Source organism: Corynebacterium tuberculostearicum (genome assembly GCF_022347235.1).
Classification (GTDB): domain Bacteria; phylum Actinomycetota; class Actinomycetes; order Mycobacteriales; family Mycobacteriaceae; genus Corynebacterium; species Corynebacterium tuberculostearicum_F.
Window position 1 is genome coordinate 1 of the sequence record NZ_JAKRDX010000007.1, and the last position, 23933, is coordinate 23933.

Here is a 23933-nt window from a genome sequence, read left to right on the forward strand (position 1 = left end):
GCCGACGGCACTCCTGGTGCAATCTTTCAGCTCCTGACGTCTTTGAAGCCGAGAATTCAGCTACACTGACTAGAGCAGCATAGCTAACCCCCGACGTGTCCACTTTCCGGGGGTCAGGCCCGGCCTTTTGCCCGCTAGGGCTTGGCCTTTCCGGCCCACGCCTAATTTTCTTTGGAACATGAGCAAGAAAACTGTCTACCCATGGTTGACTTGTTTAGTCTCCTGTCGGTAGACTACCGTTATGAAGCGAAACGCCGTCATCAAGAAATTGAAAGCGGAAGCCAAGCGGCGCGGTCTTGAATTTGAGGAAATCGCCCTATCGCGCCATGACGCTTATCGGGTAGGCAGCACAACCCGAACCTTAGGTAGGCACCGTGAGATTGACGATGTGACAGTCAAGAAGTTTTTCGACCAATACGCCCAAGAACTAGGGAAAGGCTGGTGGAGGTAATGACCACGACATACACAGTAACCGCAGAACGCGGAACCAGCGGAGTATGGGTGCTCGAATGCGCCGAACTGGGGGCAGTGTCCCAAACTAAGCGGCTAGCTAATGCTGCCGACGAGATGCGCGAAGCACTGGCCTTTCAGGCAGGCCTAGACCCAGACGAACTCAACATTATTGTTGATGTTGTTCTCCCACCGGGCCTTGCGGAAATGAAAGCTCGCGCCGAAAAAGAACGCGAAGAAGCGGCACGACTGGCCGCTGCGGCACAGGCAAGCACTCATGACCTCGCTGTTGCAATGAGAAACGCTGGAATGACCGTGCGAGATATGGGAACAGTCCTCGGAGTGTCTTACCAGCGCGCCCAAAAGCTCGCAGCATCCTAAACACTGAAAGCGAAAGTCGCCCAGCACGCGCATGATAGACACGCGTACTGGGCGACTTTTATCGGCCGGCGGACTGGTGCGCGTTAGCGGCGTGTGACGGTGGGCTTGCAAGGTAGTCCCCAGTTAGTGGTGTAGCCGGCGTTGAAGGTGACGGCCTGGTCGAGGATTTGGCGTCCAATCTTGGTTGCTTCTTTCCCGAAAAGTTTGTTGAGCATCTGTCCGGTGGCGGTAGCGTCGGCGATAGCCGCGTGGGACTGCGGGTTATGCAACCCAACATGGTCAAGCAAAGCAGAGAGTTTGTAGGAGCGCAGGGACACCATCTGCTTAGCCAGGGCGATGGTATCTACGAAGGGGAAGTACACGTCTTCCCCGTCTGGGGTGATGCGCTCGGCTTCAGCAAGAATCATCTTCGAATCGAAGGGGGCATTGTGTGCCATGAGCACCATCCCATCTACACGTGCGGCGAACTCGGTGTAGACCTCTGGGAAGGTGGGCGCGTGGGCGACATCAGCGTTGGTGATGCCGTGGATGTGGGAGTTTTTAATCTGCTTGCCGTCAGGATTAATCAACGTGTGCCACTGGTCGACAAGCCGGAAGGATTCATCAAAGCGGGCGACGGCGAGTTCAATGATGCGGTCGTATCGCTTGTTAAACCCCGTGGTCTCTGTGTCAATGACGGCAAAGACAGGCCTGCCCGCCTGCAGGTGGGCAGCGTTGTCTAGAGCGTTTTCTAGGTGGGTGAGAGTCTCGTGGAGTCGGTTGAAAAAGTTCATGCCCACCACACTACGGAGTGTCCCGGACACGTCCTCGGTGGGCGTAGAGGGGAGTGGGCGGATGCGTCAGGTTGTCGAAATTGAGGAGAGGTTTATTTTGGTGCTGTTGCAAAGTTGGGCGGAGAGTCGAGACGACCCAGTTTCTCATTTCCTGATGGCCGCTGCGTGCCGGCGTTCTCAGGCCGTCTCGAAGACCCGGTTGACGATCACCGCGTCCGGATTGGGGTGCCCATAAGCAAACATCATGCCCTGACCTTTCCGTAATGAATGCATCGCTTCCATCCCTTTCAACGTCCGGTAGGCGGAAATTCGGTTTTTGAACGCCCCCTTCGGTCCCAGGATTCTTTTAAGTCGGCCATGATCTCCCTCGAGAACGTTGTTCAGGTATTTCACCTGCCGGTGCTCCACCATCTGAGGGCAGATTCCCTCCGCCTTCAGCTCGGATATTGCCTTGGCCAGAGCTGGTGCCTTGTCGGTGTTGATGACCCGCGGGGACCCGGCTGTCGTATTCGATCGCAGCGTCTTGGCCAGGAAACGCTTGGCCGCAGCCACATTCCGTTTTGGTGAGAGGTAGAAGTCTAAGGTCTGCCCACCGGCGGTAATAGCCCGGTAGAGATAGCACCACGTGCCGCCGACCCGGATATAGGTCTCATCCACCCGCCAGGACTGGGCCTGCCAGTCGGGTACCTGCCGGTACCAGCGAGTGTGCTTATCCAGCTCAGGGGCGTATTTCTGCACCCAGCGGTAGATCGTGGTGTGATCGACTGGCACACCCCGCTCGGTCATCATTTCTTCGAGGTCGCGGTAGCTCACGCCGTAGCGGCAGTACCACCGCACCGCCCACAGGATGATGTCACGGGGGAAATGCCGACCGGAGAAGATGCCCATGGCTCTGATTATTTCACGCCGGTCTTTCTACTGCCCCAACTTTGCAACAGCACCCTGTCGCTTTACGAGGAATTTCCTGATGCCCCTGTTACGCAGAGGAGCGCTAAGGAAGAGGAAGTCGAATTCCACTTCATCGTCTCCTCGGTGCCGGAAAAGAGGGTCGTGGGTGACGACTACGCCAAAGACAAGCTCAAACTCCAACTTATGCTTATGCCTGGTGTAGCTCTCCGGTTACTTCCCGACGGGGAAGTAACCACCGGAAGTATCCATGTGCGTTACCCGCACCTGTTTCACACCCGGCAGGGAAAGACGCTCTGGGATCCGCGGGAAATCGCCGATCTGGAGCCGTTCAAGGTGTATCGCGCGCGGGGTAGCTACTTCTTTTCCGATATAAGGAAGGAACCCTACGTCACCATTTGGGAAATGCTTGACCCGCTGCCCGACCCAGAGATGGAAGAACTCTCGGCCAAGACTGCCGAACCGGTGATCCTGGAGGCCAATATCGGACAACTGGTCCTTGACCGGACGTTCCCGAGTTTCGAGGGTAAAGCGGACGACCTCGGCGTCAAGGTCAGTATGTGGTACGAGGGGCCGAAAAAGCGCTTCCGGCCGCGAACCGGTGGCGCCACGATGTGGCCGAGGCGGAAGGGAGGCCGACACCCGCCCCGAAACTCGGGGTGGAGGACGTCTACGCCAAGCTGACTCCGACTGTGGTGAACATTCCCCACAAGGGAAACGTTGGTGTCGAGTTCGACGACGGGTACATGTTCGGAGGGCACCCCGTGACGGTGAAGACGAAGAGGGACGGAACTCCCACCTCGATCGAGATGGACGTCTAAGATGACGGTTTTGTTGGTTGATCGGCTCGGGGTATAGATCTACAGGGATATAGTTATAAGCTACCTGGGAAAATCGATAAACCCGCAGGTTGAAGTGCCTTCGGGTGGGTAAATATGCGCAGTCTTCGCTGAAGCCGTTGCAGCCAGTACCCGCTTTATTGCAACGCGGAGGTAAGACGCATGACATTATCCACGTAGCGGCGGATAAATCCGCGCTCATTCCATTCCTCAAGGGTCAGCTCGTGGCATACGGCCCGGTAGTTGGATACGAGCTGGTTGAACTGGTCAATGAGGTCTCCCTTGGCCACCAGCATGGTGGATTCGTAATTTAGGCCGAACGAGCGCGGGTCCATATTGGAGGAGCCGAACATGCACAGCGGATCGCGGCCGGGGTCATCCGGGTCGGTGATGATGAACTTGGAGTGCAGAACAAAGGGATAGGGGAATTGGTAGATGTGCACGCCCGCCTCCAGCAGCGCCTGGTAGTAGGAGGATTGGGCGTGGTTGACCATGAATTGGTCCGCCTTGGCAGAGACATAAAGTTCCACGTCCACGCCGCGGTAGCAGGCGGTGGTCACGGCCTCCAGTAGGGATTCATCCGGGACGAAGTAGGGCGAGCACAGTACCAGCCGGTCCTTGGCGTGGTGTACCAGGGAGTTGAACATGCGCAGGTTGGGCTCAGTGGTGTAACCCGGCCCGGAGGGGATTATCTGGAGGTGGTTGGCGTCGGCAGTCTGGGCGTCGTCATATGGCAGCTCATCCAGTGGCAGGTTCTCTTCTGCCTCGAGGTACCAATCCACGGCGAAGATTGCGGACATGGAGGTCACAATCGGGCCGGAAAGCTCCACCATGTAGTCAATCCAGTAGCGGTCCTTGGTCTTGTACTGGCGCTTAATCATATTCAGCGAGCCAATAAAGCCCACCTTGCCATCGATAATCACCAGCTTGCGGTGATTGCGCAGGTCAGGGCGGCGGAAGCGGCCCTTGTGCAGCTGGATGGGCAGCATGAGATGCCAGTCGACGCCAATCTCCGTTAGCCGCTTGCCCAGCTTGAAGTAGCCCTTGTACTTGAAGCTGCCGATCTGATCCAAGAGCAAGCGCACCTTTACACCTCGGGCGGTAGCCCTGCGCAGCGACTCAAAGAAGACGTCTGTGGTCTCATCCCAGGACTGGATGTAGATCTCGATGGATACATACTTCTCGGCGCGGTCAATAGCGGCGGCAATGGCGCGAATGGACTCGTCATAATCCGCGTGCAGGCCAAGGTTATGGCCCACCAATGCTGGGAACCCAGTCAGCTCGCGGTTAAGCCGAATAACCGACTCTACTTCCGCCGAAAGGAGGCCCTGCGGATGATCCGGGGTGCGGGCTGTGACGTTTTCAATCTTCTCATTGGCTTCTTGCTGGATGCGGTGGCGACGCCGGTTGATATACGGCGAGCCCATGAGCAAAAACAGCGGCAGGCCGATAAACGGCAGCACCAGAATTGCCAGCAGCCACGCGGTTGAACTGGAAGGTCGGCGGCCTTCGGGCACGAAGCCAACGGCAATGATCTTGATGCCGTAATCAAGGATCAGGAATACGAGCTGCCAGAAGCTGAGATCAAGAGACCAAGACATTTATCGCACGGAATTGAAATCGGGCAGATTGTAATCTGCGAGAAGCGGACAGTGATCGGAGGTTTTATCGCCGGCGCGCTCGACCATGTCTACTTGCGCGCCGGTCACGTGCTGGGCAAGCGGGGCTGAAGCCAACTGGAAGTCGATGCGCATGCCTTCGTTCTTTTGGAAGCGCATGCCCTTGTAATCGAAGTAGGTATAGCGCTGGTCCTCCGTGAACCGGCGAGTAACTTCCTCGAGGCCTGCTTCTTCCAGCATCTGGAACGCGGCGCGCTCTGGCTCGGTGACATGCGTCTTGCCACGGAAGGCCTCTATATCCCACACGTCCTCATCGCGCGGGGCAATATTGAAATCACCGCTCATAAGCAATTTGGACTGCGCATGATTTTCCGCATAGCGCGCCAAGTGATAGAGAAAGTCCAGCTTGTAGTCATAATGGCGATCCGTGATCTCGCGGCCGTTGGGCACGTAGAGTGACCAGATTTCTACGCCACGGATGCGAGCCCCTAGTGCTCGGGCCTCACGGTCTTGCGGCTTTTCTGGATCTTTGGCAAAGCCTGGCTGGCCCGGAAAGCCGATAAAGACGTCCTCGGGCTCTTCCTTGGACACAATGGCCACGCCGTTCCACTGGTTGAGCCCGTGGCAGGTGACATGGAGACCCGCATCCTCGAAGACCTCGCGTGGAAACTTATCGTCTTTCACCTTAGTTTCTTGCAGGCACAAAACGTCGATGTCGTGCTTGGAGATAAGGTTCAGCGCCCGCTGTGTGCGGGTACGGACGGAGTTAATATTCCACGTGGCGATGCGCATGCCACATAGGTTACCTGCCCGCTGCAGCGAGGTCAGCGGGCAGTCCCATAAGGCTCACTACCCAGCCCACAAGGAGTCCCATAACGTTCACCGCCCAGACCGGAAGTCCGCAGCGCGGAGAGCTAGTCGCGCAGGCGGGCGTAGATGCGCCGGTGCTGCTCGATGAAGCCGAGCTTCTCCGCCAGCCGCACGCCGGCGATATTCGAGGTCGGCGCGGTGAGGTACGCGTGCTCAGCGCCGTTGTTGTGGCCCCAGTGCAGCAAATGTTGGAGCGCGAGCGCTCCGTATCCGCGGCGGCGGAAGTCCTCGGCCACTTCGATGGAAGAAAGACCCAGCCACGTGGTGCCATCGCCGGATTCGCTCAGGGTGCCGCGGGCGATGGCGACGGTCTCGCCATCGAGGACCAGGCGGCCAAAGCCGAGCGGTCCCTCGATGTGAGCGCCAAGGCTCTGCAACGCCTCGGCAGGAAGGGCATCGGTGCGGGATTGATACATCGCCAGCCACTCGTCGTCGGGCTGGGCGGTGAGGTGGAAGGTGGGGGAGGTAGAGGGGGCGTCGGCAAGCGTGGGCAGATCCCTCAGGACCATGGCGAGGATTTCTGGCTCGGTCTCCCAGGCTGGGTCGGCGAGCAGGCGCTCGGCCGGTTTGCCAATGCGCTCCGGGACTAGCAGGCGCACCGGAAGGTTGTGGCGGTCGTAAAAAGCCTTAATCTCCTCCAGTGGCACCGGGGTAAAGCCGGCCGAAGGCCCCACGGGCACGGCCGAGTTGGAGTGGCCGGAAACCCCGTCGCTCGCGCGCAGCAGCCAGGAACCATCGCTGGTCCAGGCGTGGTCTGTGCCGGGGAAGGCCGAGGCCGCGGCAACCTCCACGGCGCGGATATCGGAATTGCGGACCATGCGCGGGGAGAGGCGCTTAATGATCTTCAGCTGCTCCGGCGGGATCTCCACCGCCTCCAGGTCGGAAGGGTAGCCGCCGACCTCTTGTGGGCGAATGACCAGCGGGTCGAGGCTGAGTACGTGACCGATGACATCGCTATGCACATCGCCGAAGTCGCGCCGGGCCACCACGCGCTCGCCTACCTGGACGGCATCGGAGCGGAAAATGCGTGACATTAGTCGTCGTGGCCGAAGGGATCGGCGTCCTCGCCCGGTAACCAGGAGTAACCCGGCTCGGTCCAGCCGTGGCGCTTAATGGCCTTCTTGGCCTGGCGCTTATAGCGGCCGATGAGGGTATCGGTGTAGAGGAAGCCATCGAGGTGGCCGGTCTCGTGCTGCAGGCAGCGGGCGAAAAAGCCATAACCCTCGACGGAAATGTCATTGCCGTTTTCGTCCTTGCCGGTCACGCGCGCCCAGTCGGCGCGGCCGGTGGGAAAGCCCTCGCCCGGCACGGAGAGGCAGCCCTCGTCATCGGAGCCGTCGTCGGCAGGCATGGTCTCTGGAATCTCGGAGGTTTCCAGCACGGGGTTGATGACGCAGCCCTTGCGCATGCCTGCCTCCTCGGATGGCAGCTCGGTGCCATTGGGGCCATCCGTATCGGGGCAGTGGTAGACAAAGAGGCGCTTGCCAATTCCTACCTGGTTAGCGGCCAGGCCCACGCCATTGGCGGCGTCCATGGTTTCATACATGTCCGCGATGAGCTGCTGCATTTCCGGGGTGGAAATCTCGGATTCTTCCACCGGTTGGGTGGGTTCGTGAAGCACGGTCTCGCCGTGGATAACGATGGGGCGAATAGTCATGCCTTACAGTTTAGGCATGAACCCCTTGTCTGACCTAGACGCCGCCATTTTGGACTTCGAGGAAACCGCGCCGCGCAGCATCGGCCGCAAGGAAGAAGCCATCCGCGCGCAGCTGGATATCTCCCCGGTGCGCTACCACCAGCGCCTAAACCTGCTTCTCGACGCCCCCGCGGCCGCCCAATCCCATCCCCTTCTGGTTGCACGGCTGCGGCGCCTGCGCGAGGAGCGAGAAGACACGCGGCACGCCGCGCGGGGAAATACCCCAGATAGTTAATTCTGAGTACTAGTGTTGCGTATGTGACTAATGTGAATCCGGAAAATTCGACCGACAAGGTATCCGACGAAACCCGCGCCGGCTCTGCTGCCGGCGCCTCCGCTTCCAGTGCTGCTAAGCAGCGCCCCGCTGGCGGCGGCGCGCACGCTAAAAAGGGCGGCCTTCCGCTGCGCGGCCTGGCGATGGTCCTCATCGCCGTGGCCGTCATGCTCGGCCTCTGGGCTTTGTACTCCATGACCTCGGGCGACGATGACTCCACCGTGGCGTCTGAGAGCACGCAGGAAAACTCCACCGGTTCCACCATCGGTGCCGCGCCTGAAGGTTCTGCCGGCCCCGACGCCGCAGGTTCCCGTGCCCCTGGCGCGCCAGGCGCTTCCGAGGGCGCGAGCGCCCCTGCCCCCGCACCGGCGCCAGGTGAGGGCGAACGCGACGGCGCAGGCAACCCGGCCGCTTCCGGCGCTGCCGATGAGCGAGCCGCGGCCGAGGGAGATGCCGCCGCAGGCGAGGAAAACGCCCATTCCGCCGCGCGCGACCGCAACGATATTAAGGTCAGCGTCCTCAATAACTCCGGCGAGGTAGACAAGGCCAAGAAGGAAGCCGATTCCCTCAAGGGCGGCGGCTTCAAGGTTGGCTACGTGGGCAACCTGCCGGGCGATGTCCTCACCGTTCCGAAGACCACCGTCTTCTTCCCAGAAGGCGATGCCTCCGCTGAGGCTCTGGCCAAGGAGGTAGCCGCCCGCTACCAGGCCGATATCGCTCCGATGAACCGCGACCTGCCTAAGGAAGCAACCGATGACGGCGCCGTCGTCGTCGCCCTGGCGGTACCGCAGGCCTAAGCAAGCCGCGCACCTAATTTAAAGTCCAAGGCCCCCGGCCGAAGAGCAAGTACCATAGTTCTTCGGCCGAATGCCTTGGACTTTTTGTGATCTGAACTTTTCCGCGACCGCCCGTCCACCGGTGCGAACAGGTTAAATAAAATTCACGCCTTAATACCTGTCACCCGTTAAGCTGAATGGGTGAAGATCCCGGCAGAACAATTCGCCCGCTCTCCCGAACCAACGCTCGGCGTGGAATGGGAGGTGGCGCTCGTGGACCGCGACACGCGCGACCTTGTCCCGCGCGGCGCAGAGCTCATTGACCTCGCCGCTGCAGCCCACCCCGAGATCCATCTGGAAAAGGAATTCCTCCAGAACACGGTGGAGCTGGTCACCGGCATCTGCCATACCGTGCCAGAAGCCATCGCTGACCTGAACACTTCCCTGAAGGCAGTAGAAGAAGCCGCCGATAAGCTGGGCATAGACGTCTGGGCCTCTGGCGGCCACCCGTTTACGGACTTCCGCGAGAACCCGCTTTCGGATAAGCCCAGCTATCAAGAAATCATCGCGCGCACCCAGTACTGGGGCAAGCAGATGCTGCTTTGGGGCACGCACGTGCACGTGGGCGTTAGCCACGAGGACCGCGTATGGCCCATCATCAATGCGCTGATGACCAAGTACCCCCACCTGCTGGCCATTTCTGCGTGCTCGCCTGGGTGGGAGGGCCTCGATACCGGCTATGCCTCCAACCGCACCATGCTGTACCAACAGCTGCCCACCGCAGGCATGCCGTACCAATTCCGCGATTGGGCCGAGTGGCAGTCCTATATGCGCGACCAAGCCATTTCCGGCGTTATCAATCACACCGGTTCCATGCACTTTGATATTCGGCCGGCGTCCAAGTGGGGCACGGTGGAGGTGCGCGTCTCCGATGCGACGTCCAACCTGCGCGAGCTCTCCGCCATCGTGGCGCTCACTCACTGCTTGGTGGTCTACTACGACCGGCTTATCGACGCCGCGGAACCCCTCCCCATCCTGCAGCCCTGGCACGTAGCAGAAAATAAATGGCGCGGTGCCCGCTACGGCATGGATGCGCTGGTGATAACCTCCCGCGAGACCGATGAGGCCTGGGTCAAGGACGAGCTAGCGGAAATGGTGGACGAGCTTAGCCCCATTGCGCGCGAGCTGGGATGCGTTAACGAGCTCAAACTCATCCACGAAATTATCGATGGCGGCGCCGGCTATGAGCGGCAGCGCCGCCTCTTCAAAGAGACCGGCAGCTGGCGCGAGGTGGTCGAGGAGACCTGCCGCGAGTTGCGCACCTTCCGCCCGCTCTAAAGCGGCGGGCAGGCTGGCCTGGGGCTAGTCCTCAGGGCGCGAGTGGCGACCGTAGGCCGGGGTATCGGGGATATCGGTGATGTCCTGGGCCGCCGGGAACGCGCGCGTTTCCGGCCCTACCGCGGGCATTTCTGCCGTTTCATCGCTGACGGGTTGCGCTGTCCGTGAATGGCCCTGGCCCCCACGGCTCGTAGTTGTGGTATTAAACGAGCGCGCCGGGCGTGCCCCGGCCTCCGCGCCAGCGGGCTGCGCAGGCAGGTGGTGGCGGCCCGGGCTGGGCGCTTCCTCCTCCGGCTGGGTGCCAGGGATAAAACCCCACACCGCGTAGAAGGCGATAAAGAGGACACCGGCACCGGTGAAGGCCAGCATGCCCCACGGCTGCAGATCCCAGTGGTTGAGCGAGCGGCTCGCCGCAGATAGCCACACGGGTGCGGAGATGAACGGCAGGGTCACCGCACACATGGCGAGCACCGACACGAGGCCAGCGACCTGCGCGCCGAGGAAACCGTGCAGGCGCTTGCCCAGCCCCTGGTTGACGGCAACTAGCACGACGACGGCCAGCGGCACCGTCCACACCCAGTGGTGGTACCAGGAGAACGGGGAGACCAAGCAGGAGCTGATGCCGGCAAGCGCAAGTGCGGCGGAATTATTGCGGTGCTTCATCGCGGTGCGCAGCGCCAGGCAGGTCAAGATGAAGACCACGACCACGGCGGCGAGCCAGATCCAGCCGCCATCGATGCCCCATGCGCGGACCATCACCGAGCGAATCGACTGCGCGCCAGGGTTGGTGTGCTCGCCCACGCGGGAGGACTTAAAGATAGCGTCGGTCCAGAAATCGGCGGCATCCGGAATGGTCACGAAACCAATGGCCACGGTCACCGCGAAGGTAAGGATAGCGATGATCGCTTGCCACCAGCGCTTCTGGAAGAGCAAGACCAGACCCATATAGGCCGGGGTGAGCTTCATACCCGCGGCCAAACCGATACCGATGCCCGGCAAAGCGCGCTTGCGCGGGAGGATGTCCAAGGCCACCAGCAGCATCAAAAAGATGTTGATCTGGCCAAAGAATAAGGTGCCGTGCACCGGCTCATTCGCCGGGGTGCAGCACAGCAGCAAGATGCCCAGCAGCCACATTGCCGGGGAGAGCTTGAGGCCGCGCTCGCGCAGGACCAGCATAATAACCGTGAACAAGGCGAGGGCGGTGCCGCCCTGCCAGAGGAGGATTAAGGGGGCGTCGTCAAGCGTGGAAAGCCACGTGAAAAGGGTGCCGGAGAAGGGCGGATAGGTAAAAGGCAGGTCGCCGATATAGGCGTTATCGTAGAGGTCCGCGCCTTGGGCCACCTCGCCGCCGGCGAGCCAATAAATTTTCAGATCCAGGGGAACGCGCCACACAAAGGCGCTATTGCCGTCGAAGATGCTGAAGCGGTAGACGATGACGCCGATAAGAGCGGCGAGCAAAGTCACCATAGTGGGAAGCCCATAAAGCTTTTTCACGGTGAAAAGCGTCTCCTACTTGCGGCGCAGCGACTTCGCGGCGGGTCGGTCGTTGCGGGACATGGTTTCCTCGGTGCCGTACAGACCCTCACGGCGTGCAATACGCGAGGTGCGCTGCGCGGTTACCGGGCTAGTGAACATGGCAAACAGTACCAGCAAAACGAGCATTCCTAAATCCCCCCGCTCGGCAACGCTGAAGGATTCCGCGCCGGTGATGCGGATGATGGCACCAAGGATCGTCAGGATAAGGCCGGTGGTTTGCGGCTTGCTTACCGCGTGCACACGAGACATGGTGTCCTTGAAGCGGGCGATGCCGATAGCCGCCGCCAAGGTGAGGACGCTGCCGCCGATTATCAGGATGAGCGAGAGCACATCTGCGATGAAAGACCAGCTCATTGATTATCCCTCTTCCTAAACCTAGTGACAGATACGGTGGAAATGAAGCCCAAGAGCGCGATCACCAGCATGGCTGAGACCACGGTCGTGTTGAGCGACCAGCACATGTAGGTGGCCAGCGCGCATTGGAACATCGCGGTAAAGCCATCCATGCCCACCAAGCGGTCCAGCGAATTGGGGCCGGTGACAATGCGCCAGACGGTGATGAGGAAGGAGACCACCAGTAGAGCGGCGGCCACCAGCAAAATCGCGTTATAGATCTGCGGATCCATTACGGGTGGCTCCTTTCAAAGATGTCGATGAATGAGGCCTCAAGGTGGGCCACGGCACCGATTTCGCGCTGAATCTGGGCCTCATCGCGGGCGTCCAGGATATGGACGGTAATCATGCGGTTGGCAATGTCGATATCGGTCACCGTGCCGCCTGGCTGCAGGTTATACAGCGTTACAGCCAGGGAGAGTACGAACTCATTATCCAAGCGCATGGGCAGCTCCAAGATGGCGGTTTTGGGCACCGGCTGCGGGCGCACGGCCAGCCAGCCCACCTTGAGCGAGGCGTAGAACAACTCCCAGAACCAGCGGAGCATGAACACAATGAGCTTGCCCCAAGAGACGTCGATGCCGGTGATAGGCATGGCCGGCAGCGGCAGGGCAAAGACAATGACGAAGCCGATGATAAGCCCGGCTACCAGGTTGCCCACGGTAACCTCGCCCATGAGCATGCACCACATGACTACCAGCCAGACGATGAACCACGGGCGGAAGCGGTGGCGCAGGCCGGAAAAGCGCGTGTTAGTCATCGCTAATATCCTTCCTCTTGGCGGCGTCCGGGGACTTTACATCCGTGGAATGCGAATCGCGGCCGCCGGCTTCTGGGTCGGTGCGGGCATCTAAGCCCGGTGAGGCCGGAGGCTCCGCCTCGGGGGAGGGGTTGCGGCGATTTTCATAGGAGTCCGCGCCGCCGGTGTAGCGCTCCTTCTGGTTGAGGTGGCGGGTGGGATCATCCGCGCGGTCGCCCAGCACCGCGTACTGGTAGATGGACGTATCTTGTGCGGATTCGGCAGCGCGGGTAGTCACGCCGGACATTGGGCCGGCCAGGAAGGTAATGGACGTAGACGCGGCCACCAGCAGGGTAGTAGACGCAATCATGCCAAAGGGCACGCGGCCCACATCCTGGCGGGAGGAAAACTCCACCTCATCGGTGATATCGGAAAGCGGGGCGGGGCGCGCGAGCGCCATGTTGCCTTCCGGGGCATCGGCGCGGTCGCGCTGGAAGCCCTTGGCCCACACCAGCATCATGACGTAGAGGGTCAGCAGCGAGGTAACCACCGCACCGACGATGAGCACCCATGCCATCCAGGAACCTTCATTAGCACCGGCCTGCAGCAAGATGACCTTGCCCAAGAATCCGGAGAACGGTGGGATGCCACCCAGGTTAATGGCCGGGATGAAATACAAGATTCCGATCAACGGGGCCGAGTACATGAGCGAACCCAAGCGGCGTAGCGACGAGGTGCCAGCCTGGCGCTCAACGAGTCCGACCACCAGGAATAGCGCGGTTTGGACCAGAATGTGGTGCACGGCGTAGAAGATGGCGCCGGACAGGCCCTGGGCGGTGCCGAGGGAAACACCGAAGATCATGTAGCCAATGTGGCTAACCAGGGTAAAGGATAAAAGGCGTTTAATATCGGACTGCGCAATCGCGCCTAAGATGCCCACCAACATTGTGGCTAGGGCGACCCACATGAGCACGGTATCGAGCCCACCGGCAGTAAAGACGGAGGTGCGGGCGCGGATGATGGCGTAGACACCGACCTTGGTCAGCAGGCCGGCGAATACGGCCGTGACTAGCGACGGCGCCGTGGGATACGAGTCCGGCAGCCAGGCGTCCAGCGGAACCACGGCCGCCTTAATACCGAAGGCGACGAGCAGCGTGGCAAAGATGGCGGTGCGAGTTCCCTCCGGGATGTCCTGCATGCGCTGGCCAATCTGGGCCATGTTCATCGTGCCCACGGAGGAATACACAAAGCCCAACGCGAGCAAGAAAATCATGGACGAGGCCATCGACACCATCACGTAGCCCACACCGGCGCGCACGCGACCGGCCGAGGCACCCAGGGTCAACAGCACATACGACGCCACGAGGAAGACCTCGAAGCCCACGTAGAGATTGAAGAGGTCGCCTGCCAAGAAGGAGATATTAACGCCCATGGTCAGCAGCATGTAGGTGGGCAAGAAGACTGCCACTGGCTCGTCCTTGGTGCCATCGCGTACGCCCTGGGAGATGGCGTACCAAATGACGGAAAAGAGCACCACGGAAGAGGTAAAAAGCATCACCGCAGAGAGGCGATCCGCCACAAGCGTGATGCCCACTGGGGCGTCCCAGCCACCCACCTGCAGTGTTTGGATGCCCTCAAAATCCGCAATGAGGATCAACATGGCGTTGACTACCGCCGTTATAAGCAGCGAGAAAAATACGATTTGGCGCTGCACATTGGGCACGCGGGAAAAGATCAAGGCGAGCGCTGCGGCTACCGCCGGGATGATAATGGGCAGGGGGATGAGGTAGCCGATGTAGGGAAAGAGGGCATCGACAAGCGGTTGCATGGTCTCATTCATCGCGGGCCCCCTTTACAGGCTCCTCAAAGGACTCTGGACCGAAGTTATCGCCTTCCTTGGTTGCCCTGCCCGTAGTGGGATCGTTGGAGGCATCGTGATCCGGGCTTGCGGCCGCATTGCCGGGGCGTGCAGCCTTGGCGGCAATGGCGGTATCCTCCGCGTCATCTTCAATGACATCGTCCGTGCGGTAGCGGTACTGGCGGTAGGCCAAGGTCAGTATGAAGGCTGTTAGCGCCATGGAAATGACGATGGCGGTAAGGATCATTGCCTGGGCGAGGGGGTCTGCAATCTCGGCGCCGTAAGGCTCCGACTCGCGGCCGTCGATAGGCGGGGAACCGGCCGAGCCGCCGGACTGCAGCAGGAAGAGGTTGGCTCCATTGCCCAGTAGCAACAAGCCCAACATCATCTTGGTCATGGTGCGGTCTAGCAGCAGGTAGACGCCTGCCGCAACGAGTACGCCGGCGGCCAAGAGAAGGAAGAGGTTGGCTTCCATTTTATTTCTCCTTTCCTGTTGTCGCGGCTGTGCTTGCTGTGGCGGCTTGTTTCTTTTCCTTGCGTTGCGCCCGTTGCGCCTTTTGCTTGGCGGTGCGTTGGCGTTGCTGCCGGGCCAGCGAGCGGGCGCGATCGCGGGCGCGCTGCTTACGCATTTCCTCTTCCTCATCCAACTTGGCACCCAAGGAATTCAGGATGTAGAGCGTAAGGCCCACGACGATGAGGTAGACGCCCGCATCGAAGACCAACGCCGAAGGCAGCGAAACCTTGCCGATGAGCGGAATCTCCGGCGAGGTGTACCCGCTGGTAAGCGGTGGGTGGCCAAAGAACATGGGGGTCACTGCGGCCAGTGCGGACAAGAAGAGGCCGGTGCCCATGGTGCGGCCGGCGTCGATAGGCAGGGTTTCATCCAGCTCTGCACGCCCGCCAGCCAGGTAGCGCAGGATAAGAGCCAGCGCGGCGACGAGGCCACCGGCGAAGCCGCCGCCTGGCGCATTATGGCCCGCGAAGAAGAAATAGAAGGAAATCGCGACCATAGACGGGAAGAGCACGCGGGTAGAGACATCGATCATCAGCGAGCGGTTGAGCGCTTGCTCTGATTCCACGCCGGCCGCCAGCCAGCGCCGCCCAGTAACTTGCAGGGTGGGGCGGCGGCTCGCGCGGGCGAAGGACTGGGTGCGATAAATCAGAGAGGCCACGCCCAGCGCAGCGATGATAATGACGGTGATCTCGCCAAAGGTATCCCATGCGCGCAGGTCCACCAGCAAAACATTGACGGTATTGGCGCCGTGGCCAATCTCCTTGGCCAGATCCGGCATGAACTCGGAGATGGGCTTGGACTGGCGCGCGTTGATGGCAAACATCGCCACCACGGTTACCGTCAGGCCCGTGCCCACCGAAAGCCACGCGCGTAGGCGCCCCATTTTGGGATCCTGCTTCCACTCGGTGGAGGCCGGCATGCGGCGCAGCACCAGCATGAAAAGTACCATCACGATGGTCTCCGTCAGCAGCTGGGTAAGCGCCAGATCCGGAGCGCCATGCAGCGCAAATATGAAGGAAAGCGTATAGCCGGTTACGCCAACGATAATGACGGCGGACAAGCGATTATCGGTTACCGTAGCGGCCACAGCGGCCACCATGATGATGAAGGCGGCCACTACCTGCCAAGGATTTTCCGCCACAATCATGCGGATATCGGTGAGATCGCCCTTGATGATCATAGCCAGTGGCAGCAGCATCAATGTGGCAAAGATAACCGTCAAGTTCAGCTGCAGGGAGCCGCGCTGCGTGGTTGCCGTCGTGCGCAGCGAGAGCTGGCGCAAAAGAGCGATGACCGAATCATAGGCATCATCCGCATTGCCCAGCGCAGGATAGGCGAATTGCCACTTGACCAGGACCTGGCGTTGCCAGTGCATAATAATACCGCCCACGATAATGAGTGCGGAGAGGCCGAGTGCCACGGTAAGTCCATGCCACAGGGCTAGTTCGCTATGCTCCTTCGGGGCGAAGGTGGAGTCGAGATGCTGGTCAAAGGCGGCCGATAGGGGCTTGGGGAACACACCAAGTGCCACGGTTAGGGCAGTGAGCAGGGCAGGAGAGAGCCATAATCCCATAGTTACGGGATGCATCTTGGCGACGGCCTCTGCTGGCTCCGCGCCATTAATCTCCTTCTTTGTGGCGAAGGCGCCCCACAGAAAGCGCAGTGTATAGGCCATGGTGAGGATGGAACCGATGACGTAGGCCACCAGCATCATATTGCGCGGCATGCCTGCTAAAAGCTCCTCATGCATGGTGGCCTCCAGCACTGCCTCCTTGGCCACGAAGCCAAAAAGGGGCGGCACGCCGGCCATGGAAAAACCAGAGATGATCGCAATGCCGAAGAGGAACGGCTCCTTGCGGCCCAAGCCGGAAAGCTTGGTGATGTCCCTCGTGCCCGAGCAGTGGTCGATAGTGCCGACGACCATAAAGAGTGCCGCCTTAAATAGCGAGTGCGCAAAGGTCAGCGCGAGACCAGCCTGCATGGCCTCGCGCGAGCCCACGGCCGCGATGGAGGTGATAAAACCCAGTTGGGAGACGGTGCCATAAGCCAATACCAGTTTGAGGTCGCGCTGCTTGAGCGCCATCCATCCGCCCAGAAGCATGGTAAATACGCCAAGGGAAATGACCACCACATGCCAAGTGGCGACCTCATACATTGAGGGGGCCAAGCGCGCGACCAAGTAGATTCCGGCCTTTACCATCGCTGCTGAGTGCAGGTAGGCCGAGACCGGCGTCGGTGCCGCCATGGCTCCGGGCAGCCAGAAGTGTGCCGGCACGATGGCGGACTTAGTGAGCGCGCCGACCAAGATGAGCACGATAGCTACCGTCACGTAGGGCGTCTGCGCAAAGTCTTCGTAGGCCGCGATTTCGCTAAAAGTCCACGCCCCAGTCTGCCGTCCGAGCAAGATGATGCCCATGAGCATGGATAGCCCGCCTAGCGCGGTGACCATGAGCGCTTGCTGTGCGGCTCGGCGGGATGAGGCACGTTCCGCGTAGTAGCTGACCAAGAGATAAGACAGCACGGAGGTAATTTCCCAAAACACATACATCAGCAGGAAGCTATCCGCGGCCACCAGCCCAAACATGGCGGTGGCAAAGCCCACCATTTGTGCGGCGAACATCGCTAAGCGCCGCCGCGTGCCATCGAAATAGCCCCAGCAATACACCAGTACCAGTGCGCCCATGCCCAAGATGATCAGGCTAAAAAGGGCACCCAAACCGTCCAGATGCAGGTCAAAACTTAGGTTCGCGGACGGCATCCAAGCCACGGTGTAGTCCACACCACCGCCGTCCTTGAACGTTCCGCGCAGAAAATGCGCGAGTGTCCATACGAACCCAGCGGCGGGAACCAGCGCCAGAATGCCAAAAGCCGGGCGCCCCATTCGCATGATGAGTAGCGGTGCGGCCACGGTTGCGGCGATGAGAGCACCCAGAAGTAATAGCACGTTGGTTTCTGCGCTCCTTATGGTTGTGTCAAGTTCTCTTGCCCCGCTGCCGCGAATACCACAAACGCCACAACTGCTGAGAGGCGAGAACATTCACATGCCGCGCGCCGCTGAGTACGCTGCGGCGGCACGATGCAAGCAACATGGCCGAGCGCGGGGCCAACTTTTTGTCACTTTACCGGTTTTTCTACGACTTCGAAAGGATTATTTTTATGGGCTGTATTATATGGTGCCATTTCGCGGCAGAAAGAAACCCCGCACCCAAGGTGCGGGGTAAGCCGCGCTAACCGCGGCGGCAGGCAGGTCCCGGGCTGGACCTGGGGTTTCAGTCTTAGGCGTAGCGCTGCAAGAAGAGCGCTTCTGCGGCAGCGATGTTTTCGATCTCGGTGGGGTCGACGGACTCATTGGCGGAATGGATGGTGCACTTTGGCTCCTCCACGCCGTAGAGAGCGATCTCCGCGTTGGGGTGAGCCTCTTGCAGCTCGGTGGTCAGCGGGATGGAACCGCCCATGCCCTGTGCGGCGGTGTCCGTGCCATAGGACTCGGAAAGGCACTCGCCCAGTAGCGCAGCGGCGGGCTTTTCTGGATCGGTGGCAAAACCGGCATTGGCCTCAAGCACTTCGGCCTTAACGTGGGCGCCCCATGGGGTGTGGGCGCGGAGGTGATCACAGACGGCGTCGGCAATCGCAGCGGCATCGGCACCGGCCGGAACGCGCAGGTTGAGCTGCGCGGAAGCGGTGGCGGGCACGGCGTTGACGGCTTCTGCCACCGGGGTGGAGGTAAAGCCAGTCACGGTAATAGCCGGGCGGGACCAGACCATGTTGGCCACCGGGGTGGCACCGGCCGGGTCGTCTTCGCCCATGATCTTGGCACCCTCCAGCAGCTGCGCATCGGCGCGGAAGGCCTCGGCCGGGTACTCCTGGCCGGACCACTCGGCGGTGGTATCCACACCATCGATAACGGTGCGGCCGTACTCATCGGACAGGGAGTCGATGGCGCGCATCAGCGCCTTGGCGGCATCCGGTGCCGCGCCGCCAAATTGGCCGGAGTGGACGGCTGAGGCCAAGGTATCGACCTGCACGCCAATCTGCGCGCCACCGCGCAGGGACGTGGTCAAGGTCGGCTGGCCCACAGCGGCGTTGCCCGCATCGGCGATGAGAATGGCGTCGGCAGCAAAAAGCTCTGGGCGATCCTTGATGAGCTGGGATAGGCCCTCGCCGCCGCGCTCCTCGGAGCCCTCGATGAGGTACTTCAGGTTCACCTTGGTACCACCGTTATTGTCCACCGCGCGCAGGGCGGCCAAGTGCATGGCCACATTGCCCTTGCAGTCGGCGGCACCGCGGCCGTACCAGCGGGTGGAGCCATCAGCGGCCTCACGCTCGGTAAGGGTGAACGGATCGGATTCCCAAGCCTCGCGGTTGCCGGCCGGCACCACGTCATAGTGGGAGTACAGCAGCACCGTCTTGGCGCCTTCATCGCCCTTGCGCTCACCCAAGATGGCGGTGGAGCCATCGGCCGTGGTGATGGTTTCCACGCTCACTCCGGCCTCTTCCAGTGCGGACTTAACCCACTGGCTTGCTCCCTTGGTCTGGTCCTCCAAACCTTCCTCGTCGTGGACGGAATTAAAGGCCACGAGCTCGCTGAGCTGGCGGAAAATGGTCTCGCGATCGTTGCGAATGCTTTCATTAAGTGCAGTCATGGTCTCTACGGTACCCGCCCGCCCCAAGCTATAGAGCAACCGGAATAGGAAAACGCTGGGGTGATGAACTAAAATTCATTCATTCCACCCTGTGCGGATTCTGTCCGTTCGGATACAAACCGGGGTTAGAACCGGAGTGAAACGGGCGAAAACGGGCGTTGCTGGCTGTAGCCTGCTACGCGGGGTGAGACAAGAAACTTTCATAGCCGAGAATAGAAAGGACCTGGCATGGCGAACGCATCATCCGCCGCAGGTTCCAAGGCCTCCCTGCCCGAGCTGACTCTGCGCGGCATCATAATCGGTGGCCTGATTACCCTCATCTTCACCGCCGCCAATGTGTACTTGGGCCTGAAGGTGGGCTTGACTTTTGCTACCTCCATCCCGGCCGCCGTGATTTCCATGGCGGTGCTGCGCCGGTTCAAGGGCCACAACATTAAAGAAAACAACATCGTGCAGACCATCGCCTCTGCCGCAGGCACCTTGTCCGCCATCATCTTCGTCCTCCCAGGCCTGGTGATGGTGGGGTATTGGCAGGGCTTTGGCTTCGTACAGACGGCCGGCGTGTGCATCATCGGCGGCGTGCTGGGCGTGATGTATTCCATCCCGCTGCGCCGCGCTTTGGTCACCGGCTCCGACCTGCCCTACCCGGAGGGCGTGGCCGCGGCCGAGGTCCTCAAAGTAGGCGACGAGAACGCCGATGGCGCCAGCCATGAGGAAAATGCCAAGGGCCTGCGTGTCATCGTCGCGGGCGGCATTACCTCGGCCGTTATGGCGCTGCTGACCGCAATGAAGGCCGCCGCCTCCGAAGTCACCGCCTATTTCAAGCTCGGCGCCGGCGCGACCACCTTGGGCACCAGCCTGTCCACCGCGCTTATCGGCGTGGGTCACCTGGTGGGCCTGCCGGTAGGCATTGCCATGCTGGTAGGCGTGGTGATTTCCTACTTCATTTTGCTGCCTATCTTCACCACCGGCGATATTACGGGCGCCACCGCGCTTGCCGACGTCGTCGATACCACCTTCTCCGATGACATCCGCTTCATCGGTGTGGGGACCATGGCCATCGCCGCCATTTGGACCCTGCTGAAGATCGCCGCTCCCATTGCTGTGGGCATCCGTCAGTCTCTAGCCTCCTCGCGCGCCCGCAAGTCCGGCTCCGCCGTGGACGTTACCGAGCGTGATATTCCCTTCCCCTATGTCGCCACCACCATCGTGGCGTTCATGGTGCCTATCGCATTGCTGTTGTGGGACTTTGTGCGCGGTACCGATATCCACGACCACATGGCCGTGCTCATTACCGTCTCCGTCCTCTTTACCCTGCTGGTAGGCCTGATTATCGCCTCCGTGTGCGGCTACATGGCCGGCCTGATTGGTGCGTCTAACTCGCCAATTTCCTCCATTGGCATCATCGCCGTGCTCGCTGCCTCGCTGCTCATCGCGGCTGTCACCCGCGGCACCACTGCGGATCCTTTGTCTTTGGTGGCCTACACGCTCTTTACCGCGGCCATCGTCTTTGGCATTGCCACCATTTCCAATGACAACTTGCAGGACCTCAAGACCGGTCAGCTCGTCGGCGCTACTCCGTGGAAGCAGCAGGTTGCGCTCATCATCGGCGTGGTCTTCGGCTCCCTGGTCATCCCGCCGATTCTGCAGGTCATGCTCAATGGCTTCGGCTTCCAAGGCATGGAAGGCGCCGGCGAAGACGCCCTGGCGGCCCCGCAAGCCGCCCTAATGTCCTCCGTTGCCTCCGGCATCTTCGATAGCTCGTTGGATTGGAACCTCATCTTCATCGGCATGGCCATTGGCGCTGTCCTCATTATCATTGACGAGCTCCTGCGCAAGTTCACCGATAAGTACTCGCTGTCCCCGCTGGCCGCCGGCATGGGTATGTACCTACCGGCCGCCCTGACCATCGTCATCCCCATCGGTGCTATTTTGGGCACCTTCTATGACAAGTGGGCCGCGAAGCAATCCCACCCGGAGTTTGCCAAGCGTATGGGTACCCTCCTGGCCACCGGCCTCATCGTGGGTGAGTCCCTCTTTGGCGTGGTCAACGCCGGCATCATTGCCGCTGCTGGCGGCGAGAGCCCGCTGGAAATCTTCGAGGGCGGCACGTCTGCGACCATCGTGGGCGTGATCCTCTTTATTATCGCGCTGACGTTCATTTACCGCTGGACCAAACGCACGGTGAAGAAGGCTTAGTTCCTGATCCATTCCTTATATAATGGCGTCCCTTCGCGGGGGCGTCATTTTTTCTTGCAGTCACGGTAGGAGAGTGCCAGAATGGTCGTTAGCACTCGCACAGTATGAGTGCCAGATAAATCTACATCGTTGTGGTTGAGGTTGGTTCACACTCACCAGCCATGCCGTCGCGGGCGTCCGCAGCGAGAAAGACGTGAGTGTCGTCCTCAATAAACCAAGGAGCACAAACACAATGGCAAAGATTATCGCTTTTGATGAAGAGGCCCGCCGCGGCCTTGAGCGCGGCCTCAACACGCTTGCCGACGCCGTCAAGGTCACCCTCGGCCCCAAGGGTCGCAACGTCGTCCTGGAAAAGTCCTGGGGCGCTCCGACCATTACCAACGACGGTGTTTCCATCGCTCGCGAAATCGAGCTCGAGGATGCTTACGAGAAGATCGGCGCCGAGCTGGTCAAGGAAGTTGCCAAGAAGACTGACGACGTCGCAGGCGACGGCACCACCACCGCAACCGTGCTGGCACAGGCTCTGGTACGCGAAGGCCTGCGCAATGTGGCCGCAGGTTCCAACCCCATGGGCATCAAGCGCGGCATTGAGACCGCAACCAAGAAGGTTGTGGACTCCCTGCTGTCTTCCGCCAAGGAAGTAGAAACCCAGGAGCAGATTGCTACCACCGCTGGCATCTCCGCCGCTGACCCAGCAATCGGCGAGAAGATCGCTGAGGCTATGTACACCGTGGGCAACGGCTCCGTAAACAAGGACTCCGTTATCACCGTGGAAGAGTCCAATACCTTCGGCGTTGACCTCGAGGTAACCGAAGGCATGCGCTTTGATAAGGGCTACATCTCCGGTTATTTCGCTACCGATATGGAGCGCCAGGAGGCGGTCCTGGAGGATCCGTACATCCTGCTGGTCTCCTCCAAGATCTCCAACATCAAGGACCTCGTCCCGCTGCTGGAGAAGGTCATGCAGTCCGGCAAGCCGCTGCTCATCATCGCTGAGGACGTTGAGGGCGAGGCCCTGTCCACCCTCGTTGTGAACAAGATCCGCGGCACCTTCAAGTCCGTTGCGGTTAAGGCACCGGGCTTCGGCGACCGCCGCAAGGCTACCCTGCAGGACATGGCCATCCTCACCGGCGGCCAGGTCATCTCCGAGGAGGTCGGCCTCTCCCTCGAGACCGCCGAGCTCGAGTACCTGGGCCAGGCACGCAAGGTTGTCGTCACCAAGGACGAGACCACCATCGTTCAGGGTGCTGGCTCCCAGGAGCAGATCGACGGCCGCATCAAGCAGATCCGTGCCGAGATCGAAAGCTCCGACTCCGACTACGACCGCGAGAAGCTGCAGGAGCGCCTGGCTAAGCTCTCCGGCGGCGTTGCCGTCCTCAAGGTCGGTGCCGCTACCGAGGTTGAGCTCAAGGAGCGCAAGCACCGCATCGAGGACGCAGTCCGCAACGCAAAGGCTGCCGTGGAAGAGGGCATCGTTGCCGGCGGCGGCGTAGCACTGCTGCAGGCTGCTTCCGTCCTGGATTCCCTGGATGACCTCAAGGGCGACGAGGCTACCGGCGTCAAGATCGTCCGCGAGGCCCTGTCTGCACCGCTGAAGCAGATTGCGCACAACGCTGGCCTGGAGCCGGGCGTTGTTGCTGACAAGGTTTCCTCCCTGCCGGCAGGCGAGGGTCTGAACGCTGCTACCGGTGAGTACGTCAACCTCATGGAGGCTGGCATCAATGACCCGGTTAAGGTCACCCGCTCCGCTCTGCAGAACGCTGCATCCATTGCAGCCCTGTTCCTGACCACCGAGGCTGTCGTCGCCGACAAGCCTGAGCCGGCCGGCGCCAACAACGGCATGCCGGACGCTGACGCTATGGGCGGCATGGGCTTCTAAGTCCAAACCCCGATAGGTCTAGAGACGGGCTCAGACAAGGCTCTTAGCGGCCTTCTAGCCCCTTTTGAGCGCCCCGCTTCTGTGCTTTAGAGCGCATGAGGCGGGGCGCTTCGGCGTGTCTGCACCACTTTGCGTCGCCGATACGATACGAGTTCATCGCAATTTCTCGGGCCAATCGCTGAATCTGCTTGTCACTGTAGTTTTCTAATCGGTACGCATGTTCAACGCACACTGCCCGATTCATTGTTCA

The 23933-nt window shown here is 60.7% G+C and carries 23 protein-coding genes; 9 read left to right on the top strand and 14 right to left on the bottom strand.

Annotation, left to right across the window (positions count from 1 at the left end; genetic code table 11):
* The first annotated feature begins 241 nt into the window (after nt 1-241).
* Nucleotides 242-451 carry a hypothetical protein gene (locus tag MHK09_RS05170; RefSeq protein ID WP_005325312.1) on the top strand — a complete coding sequence of 70 codons (210 nt, stop codon included), beginning with the start codon at nt 242-244 and terminating at the stop codon, nt 449-451.
* Nucleotides 451-831 (top strand): hypothetical protein, encoded by a 381-nt coding sequence (locus tag MHK09_RS05175; RefSeq protein WP_005325318.1) that lies wholly within the window; start codon nt 451-453, stop codon nt 829-831. The genes MHK09_RS05170 and MHK09_RS05175 overlap by 1 nt, the downstream gene beginning before the upstream one ends.
* Nucleotides 832-914: 83 nt before the next feature.
* Here the strand turns inward: MHK09_RS05175 and MHK09_RS05180 are convergent, their stop codons facing one another.
* Together MHK09_RS05180 and MHK09_RS05185 are read right to left on the bottom strand one after the other, a co-directional pair.
* Nucleotides 915-1604, bottom strand: coding sequence for a 3'-5' exonuclease (locus MHK09_RS05180; RefSeq protein WP_005325320.1), 690 nt, complete (start codon nt 1602-1604; stop codon nt 915-917).
* Nucleotides 1605-1781: 177 nt separating this feature from the next.
* Nucleotides 1782-2492, bottom strand: a complete 711-nt coding sequence (locus tag MHK09_RS05185) for an IS6 family transposase (protein ID WP_250412885.1) — start codon at nt 2490-2492, stop codon at nt 1782-1784.
* On the opposite strand from MHK09_RS05185, the gene MHK09_RS05190 reads away from it, so the two are divergent.
* Nucleotides 2469-3194 (top strand): DUF2262 domain-containing protein, encoded by a 726-nt coding sequence (locus MHK09_RS05190; RefSeq protein WP_250412887.1) that lies wholly within the window; start codon nt 2469-2471, stop codon nt 3192-3194. The two genes, MHK09_RS05185 and MHK09_RS05190, sit on opposite strands and share 24 nt — an antisense overlap.
* Nucleotides 3125-3331, top strand: coding sequence for a DUF2262 domain-containing protein (locus MHK09_RS05195; protein ID WP_250412889.1), 207 nt, complete (start codon nt 3125-3127; stop codon nt 3329-3331). Before MHK09_RS05190 ends, MHK09_RS05195 begins: the two co-directional genes overlap by 70 nt.
* Nucleotides 3332-3486: 155 nt before the next feature.
* Here MHK09_RS05195 and cls read toward each other — a convergent pair whose 3' ends face one another.
* From cls to MHK09_RS05215, 4 genes are all read right to left on the bottom strand, one after another.
* The gene (gene cls / locus MHK09_RS05200) at nt 3487-4950 is read right to left on the bottom strand and encodes a cardiolipin synthase (protein ID WP_005325597.1); all 1464 of its coding nucleotides are present in this window, start codon (nt 4948-4950) and stop codon (nt 3487-3489) included.
* Nucleotides 4951-5760: an exodeoxyribonuclease III gene (locus MHK09_RS05205; protein WP_005325598.1), complete on the bottom strand. Its 810-nt coding sequence runs from the start codon at nt 5758-5760 to the stop codon at nt 4951-4953.
* 122 nt (nt 5761-5882) lie between these two features.
* Nucleotides 5883-6872 (bottom strand): N-acetylglutamate synthase, CG3035 family, encoded by a 990-nt coding sequence (locus MHK09_RS05210; RefSeq protein ID WP_250412890.1) that lies wholly within the window; start codon nt 6870-6872, stop codon nt 5883-5885.
* Nucleotides 6872-7495 (bottom strand): peptide deformylase, encoded by a 624-nt coding sequence (locus MHK09_RS05215; protein ID WP_200435706.1) that lies wholly within the window; start codon nt 7493-7495, stop codon nt 6872-6874. Before MHK09_RS05215 ends, MHK09_RS05210 begins: the two co-directional genes overlap by 1 nt.
* Here MHK09_RS05215 and MHK09_RS05220 point away from each other — a divergent pair.
* From MHK09_RS05220 to MHK09_RS05230, 3 genes are all read left to right on the top strand, one after another.
* On the top strand, nt 7494-7769 hold the full coding sequence (locus MHK09_RS05220; protein WP_250410832.1) for a DUF3263 domain-containing protein: 276 nt from the start codon (nt 7494-7496) through the stop codon (nt 7767-7769). The genes MHK09_RS05215 and MHK09_RS05220 overlap by 2 nt on opposite strands.
* A 23-nt stretch (nt 7770-7792) precedes the next feature.
* The gene (locus MHK09_RS05225; protein ID WP_244261939.1) at nt 7793-8605 is read left to right on the top strand and encodes a LytR C-terminal domain-containing protein; all 813 of its coding nucleotides are present in this window, start codon (nt 7793-7795) and stop codon (nt 8603-8605) included.
* A gap of 180 nt (nt 8606-8785) precedes the next feature.
* On the top strand, nt 8786-9922 hold the full coding sequence (locus tag MHK09_RS05230) for a glutamate--cysteine ligase (protein WP_250410831.1): 1137 nt from the start codon (nt 8786-8788) through the stop codon (nt 9920-9922).
* A 24-nt stretch (nt 9923-9946) separates the two neighbouring features.
* On the opposite strand, the gene MHK09_RS05235 is transcribed toward MHK09_RS05230, so the two are convergent.
* The 8 genes from MHK09_RS05235 to MHK09_RS05270 all read right to left on the bottom strand — a co-directional run bounded on the left by MHK09_RS05235 (nt 9947) and on the right by MHK09_RS05270 (nt 19605).
* Nucleotides 9947-11416 carry a glycosyltransferase 87 family protein gene (locus MHK09_RS05235; protein WP_250410830.1) on the bottom strand — a complete coding sequence of 490 codons (1470 nt, stop codon included), beginning with the start codon at nt 11414-11416 and terminating at the stop codon, nt 9947-9949.
* A 15-nt stretch (nt 11417-11431) separates the two neighbouring features.
* Nucleotides 11432-11812, bottom strand: coding sequence for a monovalent cation/H(+) antiporter subunit G (locus MHK09_RS05240; RefSeq protein ID WP_049360307.1), 381 nt, complete (start codon nt 11810-11812; stop codon nt 11432-11434).
* Complete coding sequence (locus tag MHK09_RS05245) at nt 11809-12084, bottom strand: monovalent cation/H+ antiporter complex subunit F (protein WP_049360305.1); 276 nt, start codon at nt 12082-12084, stop codon at nt 11809-11811. The genes MHK09_RS05240 and MHK09_RS05245 overlap by 4 nt, the downstream gene beginning before the upstream one ends.
* Nucleotides 12084-12611 (bottom strand): Na+/H+ antiporter subunit E, encoded by a 528-nt coding sequence (locus tag MHK09_RS05250; RefSeq protein ID WP_005325615.1) that lies wholly within the window; start codon nt 12609-12611, stop codon nt 12084-12086. Before MHK09_RS05250 ends, MHK09_RS05245 begins: the two co-directional genes overlap by 1 nt.
* Nucleotides 12604-14430, bottom strand: a complete 1827-nt coding sequence (locus MHK09_RS05255; RefSeq protein ID WP_250412893.1) for a Na+/H+ antiporter subunit D — start codon at nt 14428-14430, stop codon at nt 12604-12606. The genes MHK09_RS05250 and MHK09_RS05255 overlap by 8 nt, the downstream gene beginning before the upstream one ends.
* A complete protein-coding gene (locus tag MHK09_RS05260; RefSeq protein WP_250412895.1) occupies nt 14423-14923 on the bottom strand; it encodes a Na(+)/H(+) antiporter subunit C in 501 nt (166 codons plus the stop codon). Before MHK09_RS05260 ends, MHK09_RS05255 begins: the two co-directional genes overlap by 8 nt.
* 1 nt (nt 14924) lies before the next feature.
* The gene (locus tag MHK09_RS05265) at nt 14925-17906 is read right to left on the bottom strand and encodes a Na+/H+ antiporter subunit A (protein WP_250412897.1); all 2982 of its coding nucleotides are present in this window, start codon (nt 17904-17906) and stop codon (nt 14925-14927) included.
* 331 nt (nt 17907-18237) lie between these two features.
* Nucleotides 18238-19605 carry a dipeptidase gene (locus MHK09_RS05270; protein ID WP_250412898.1) on the bottom strand — a complete coding sequence of 456 codons (1368 nt, stop codon included), beginning with the start codon at nt 19603-19605 and terminating at the stop codon, nt 18238-18240.
* Between the two features lie 228 nt (nt 19606-19833).
* On the opposite strand from MHK09_RS05270, the gene MHK09_RS05275 reads away from it, so the two are divergent.
* Both MHK09_RS05275 and groL read left to right on the top strand, forming a co-directional pair.
* On the top strand, nt 19834-21804 hold the full coding sequence (locus MHK09_RS05275) for an OPT family oligopeptide transporter (protein WP_250412899.1): 1971 nt from the start codon (nt 19834-19836) through the stop codon (nt 21802-21804).
* Nucleotides 21805-22036: 232 nt separating this feature from the next.
* Nucleotides 22037-23683 (top strand): chaperonin GroEL, encoded by a 1647-nt coding sequence (gene groL / locus MHK09_RS05280; RefSeq protein WP_023019954.1) that lies wholly within the window; start codon nt 22037-22039, stop codon nt 23681-23683.
* Nucleotides 23684-23933 lie beyond the last annotated feature (250 nt).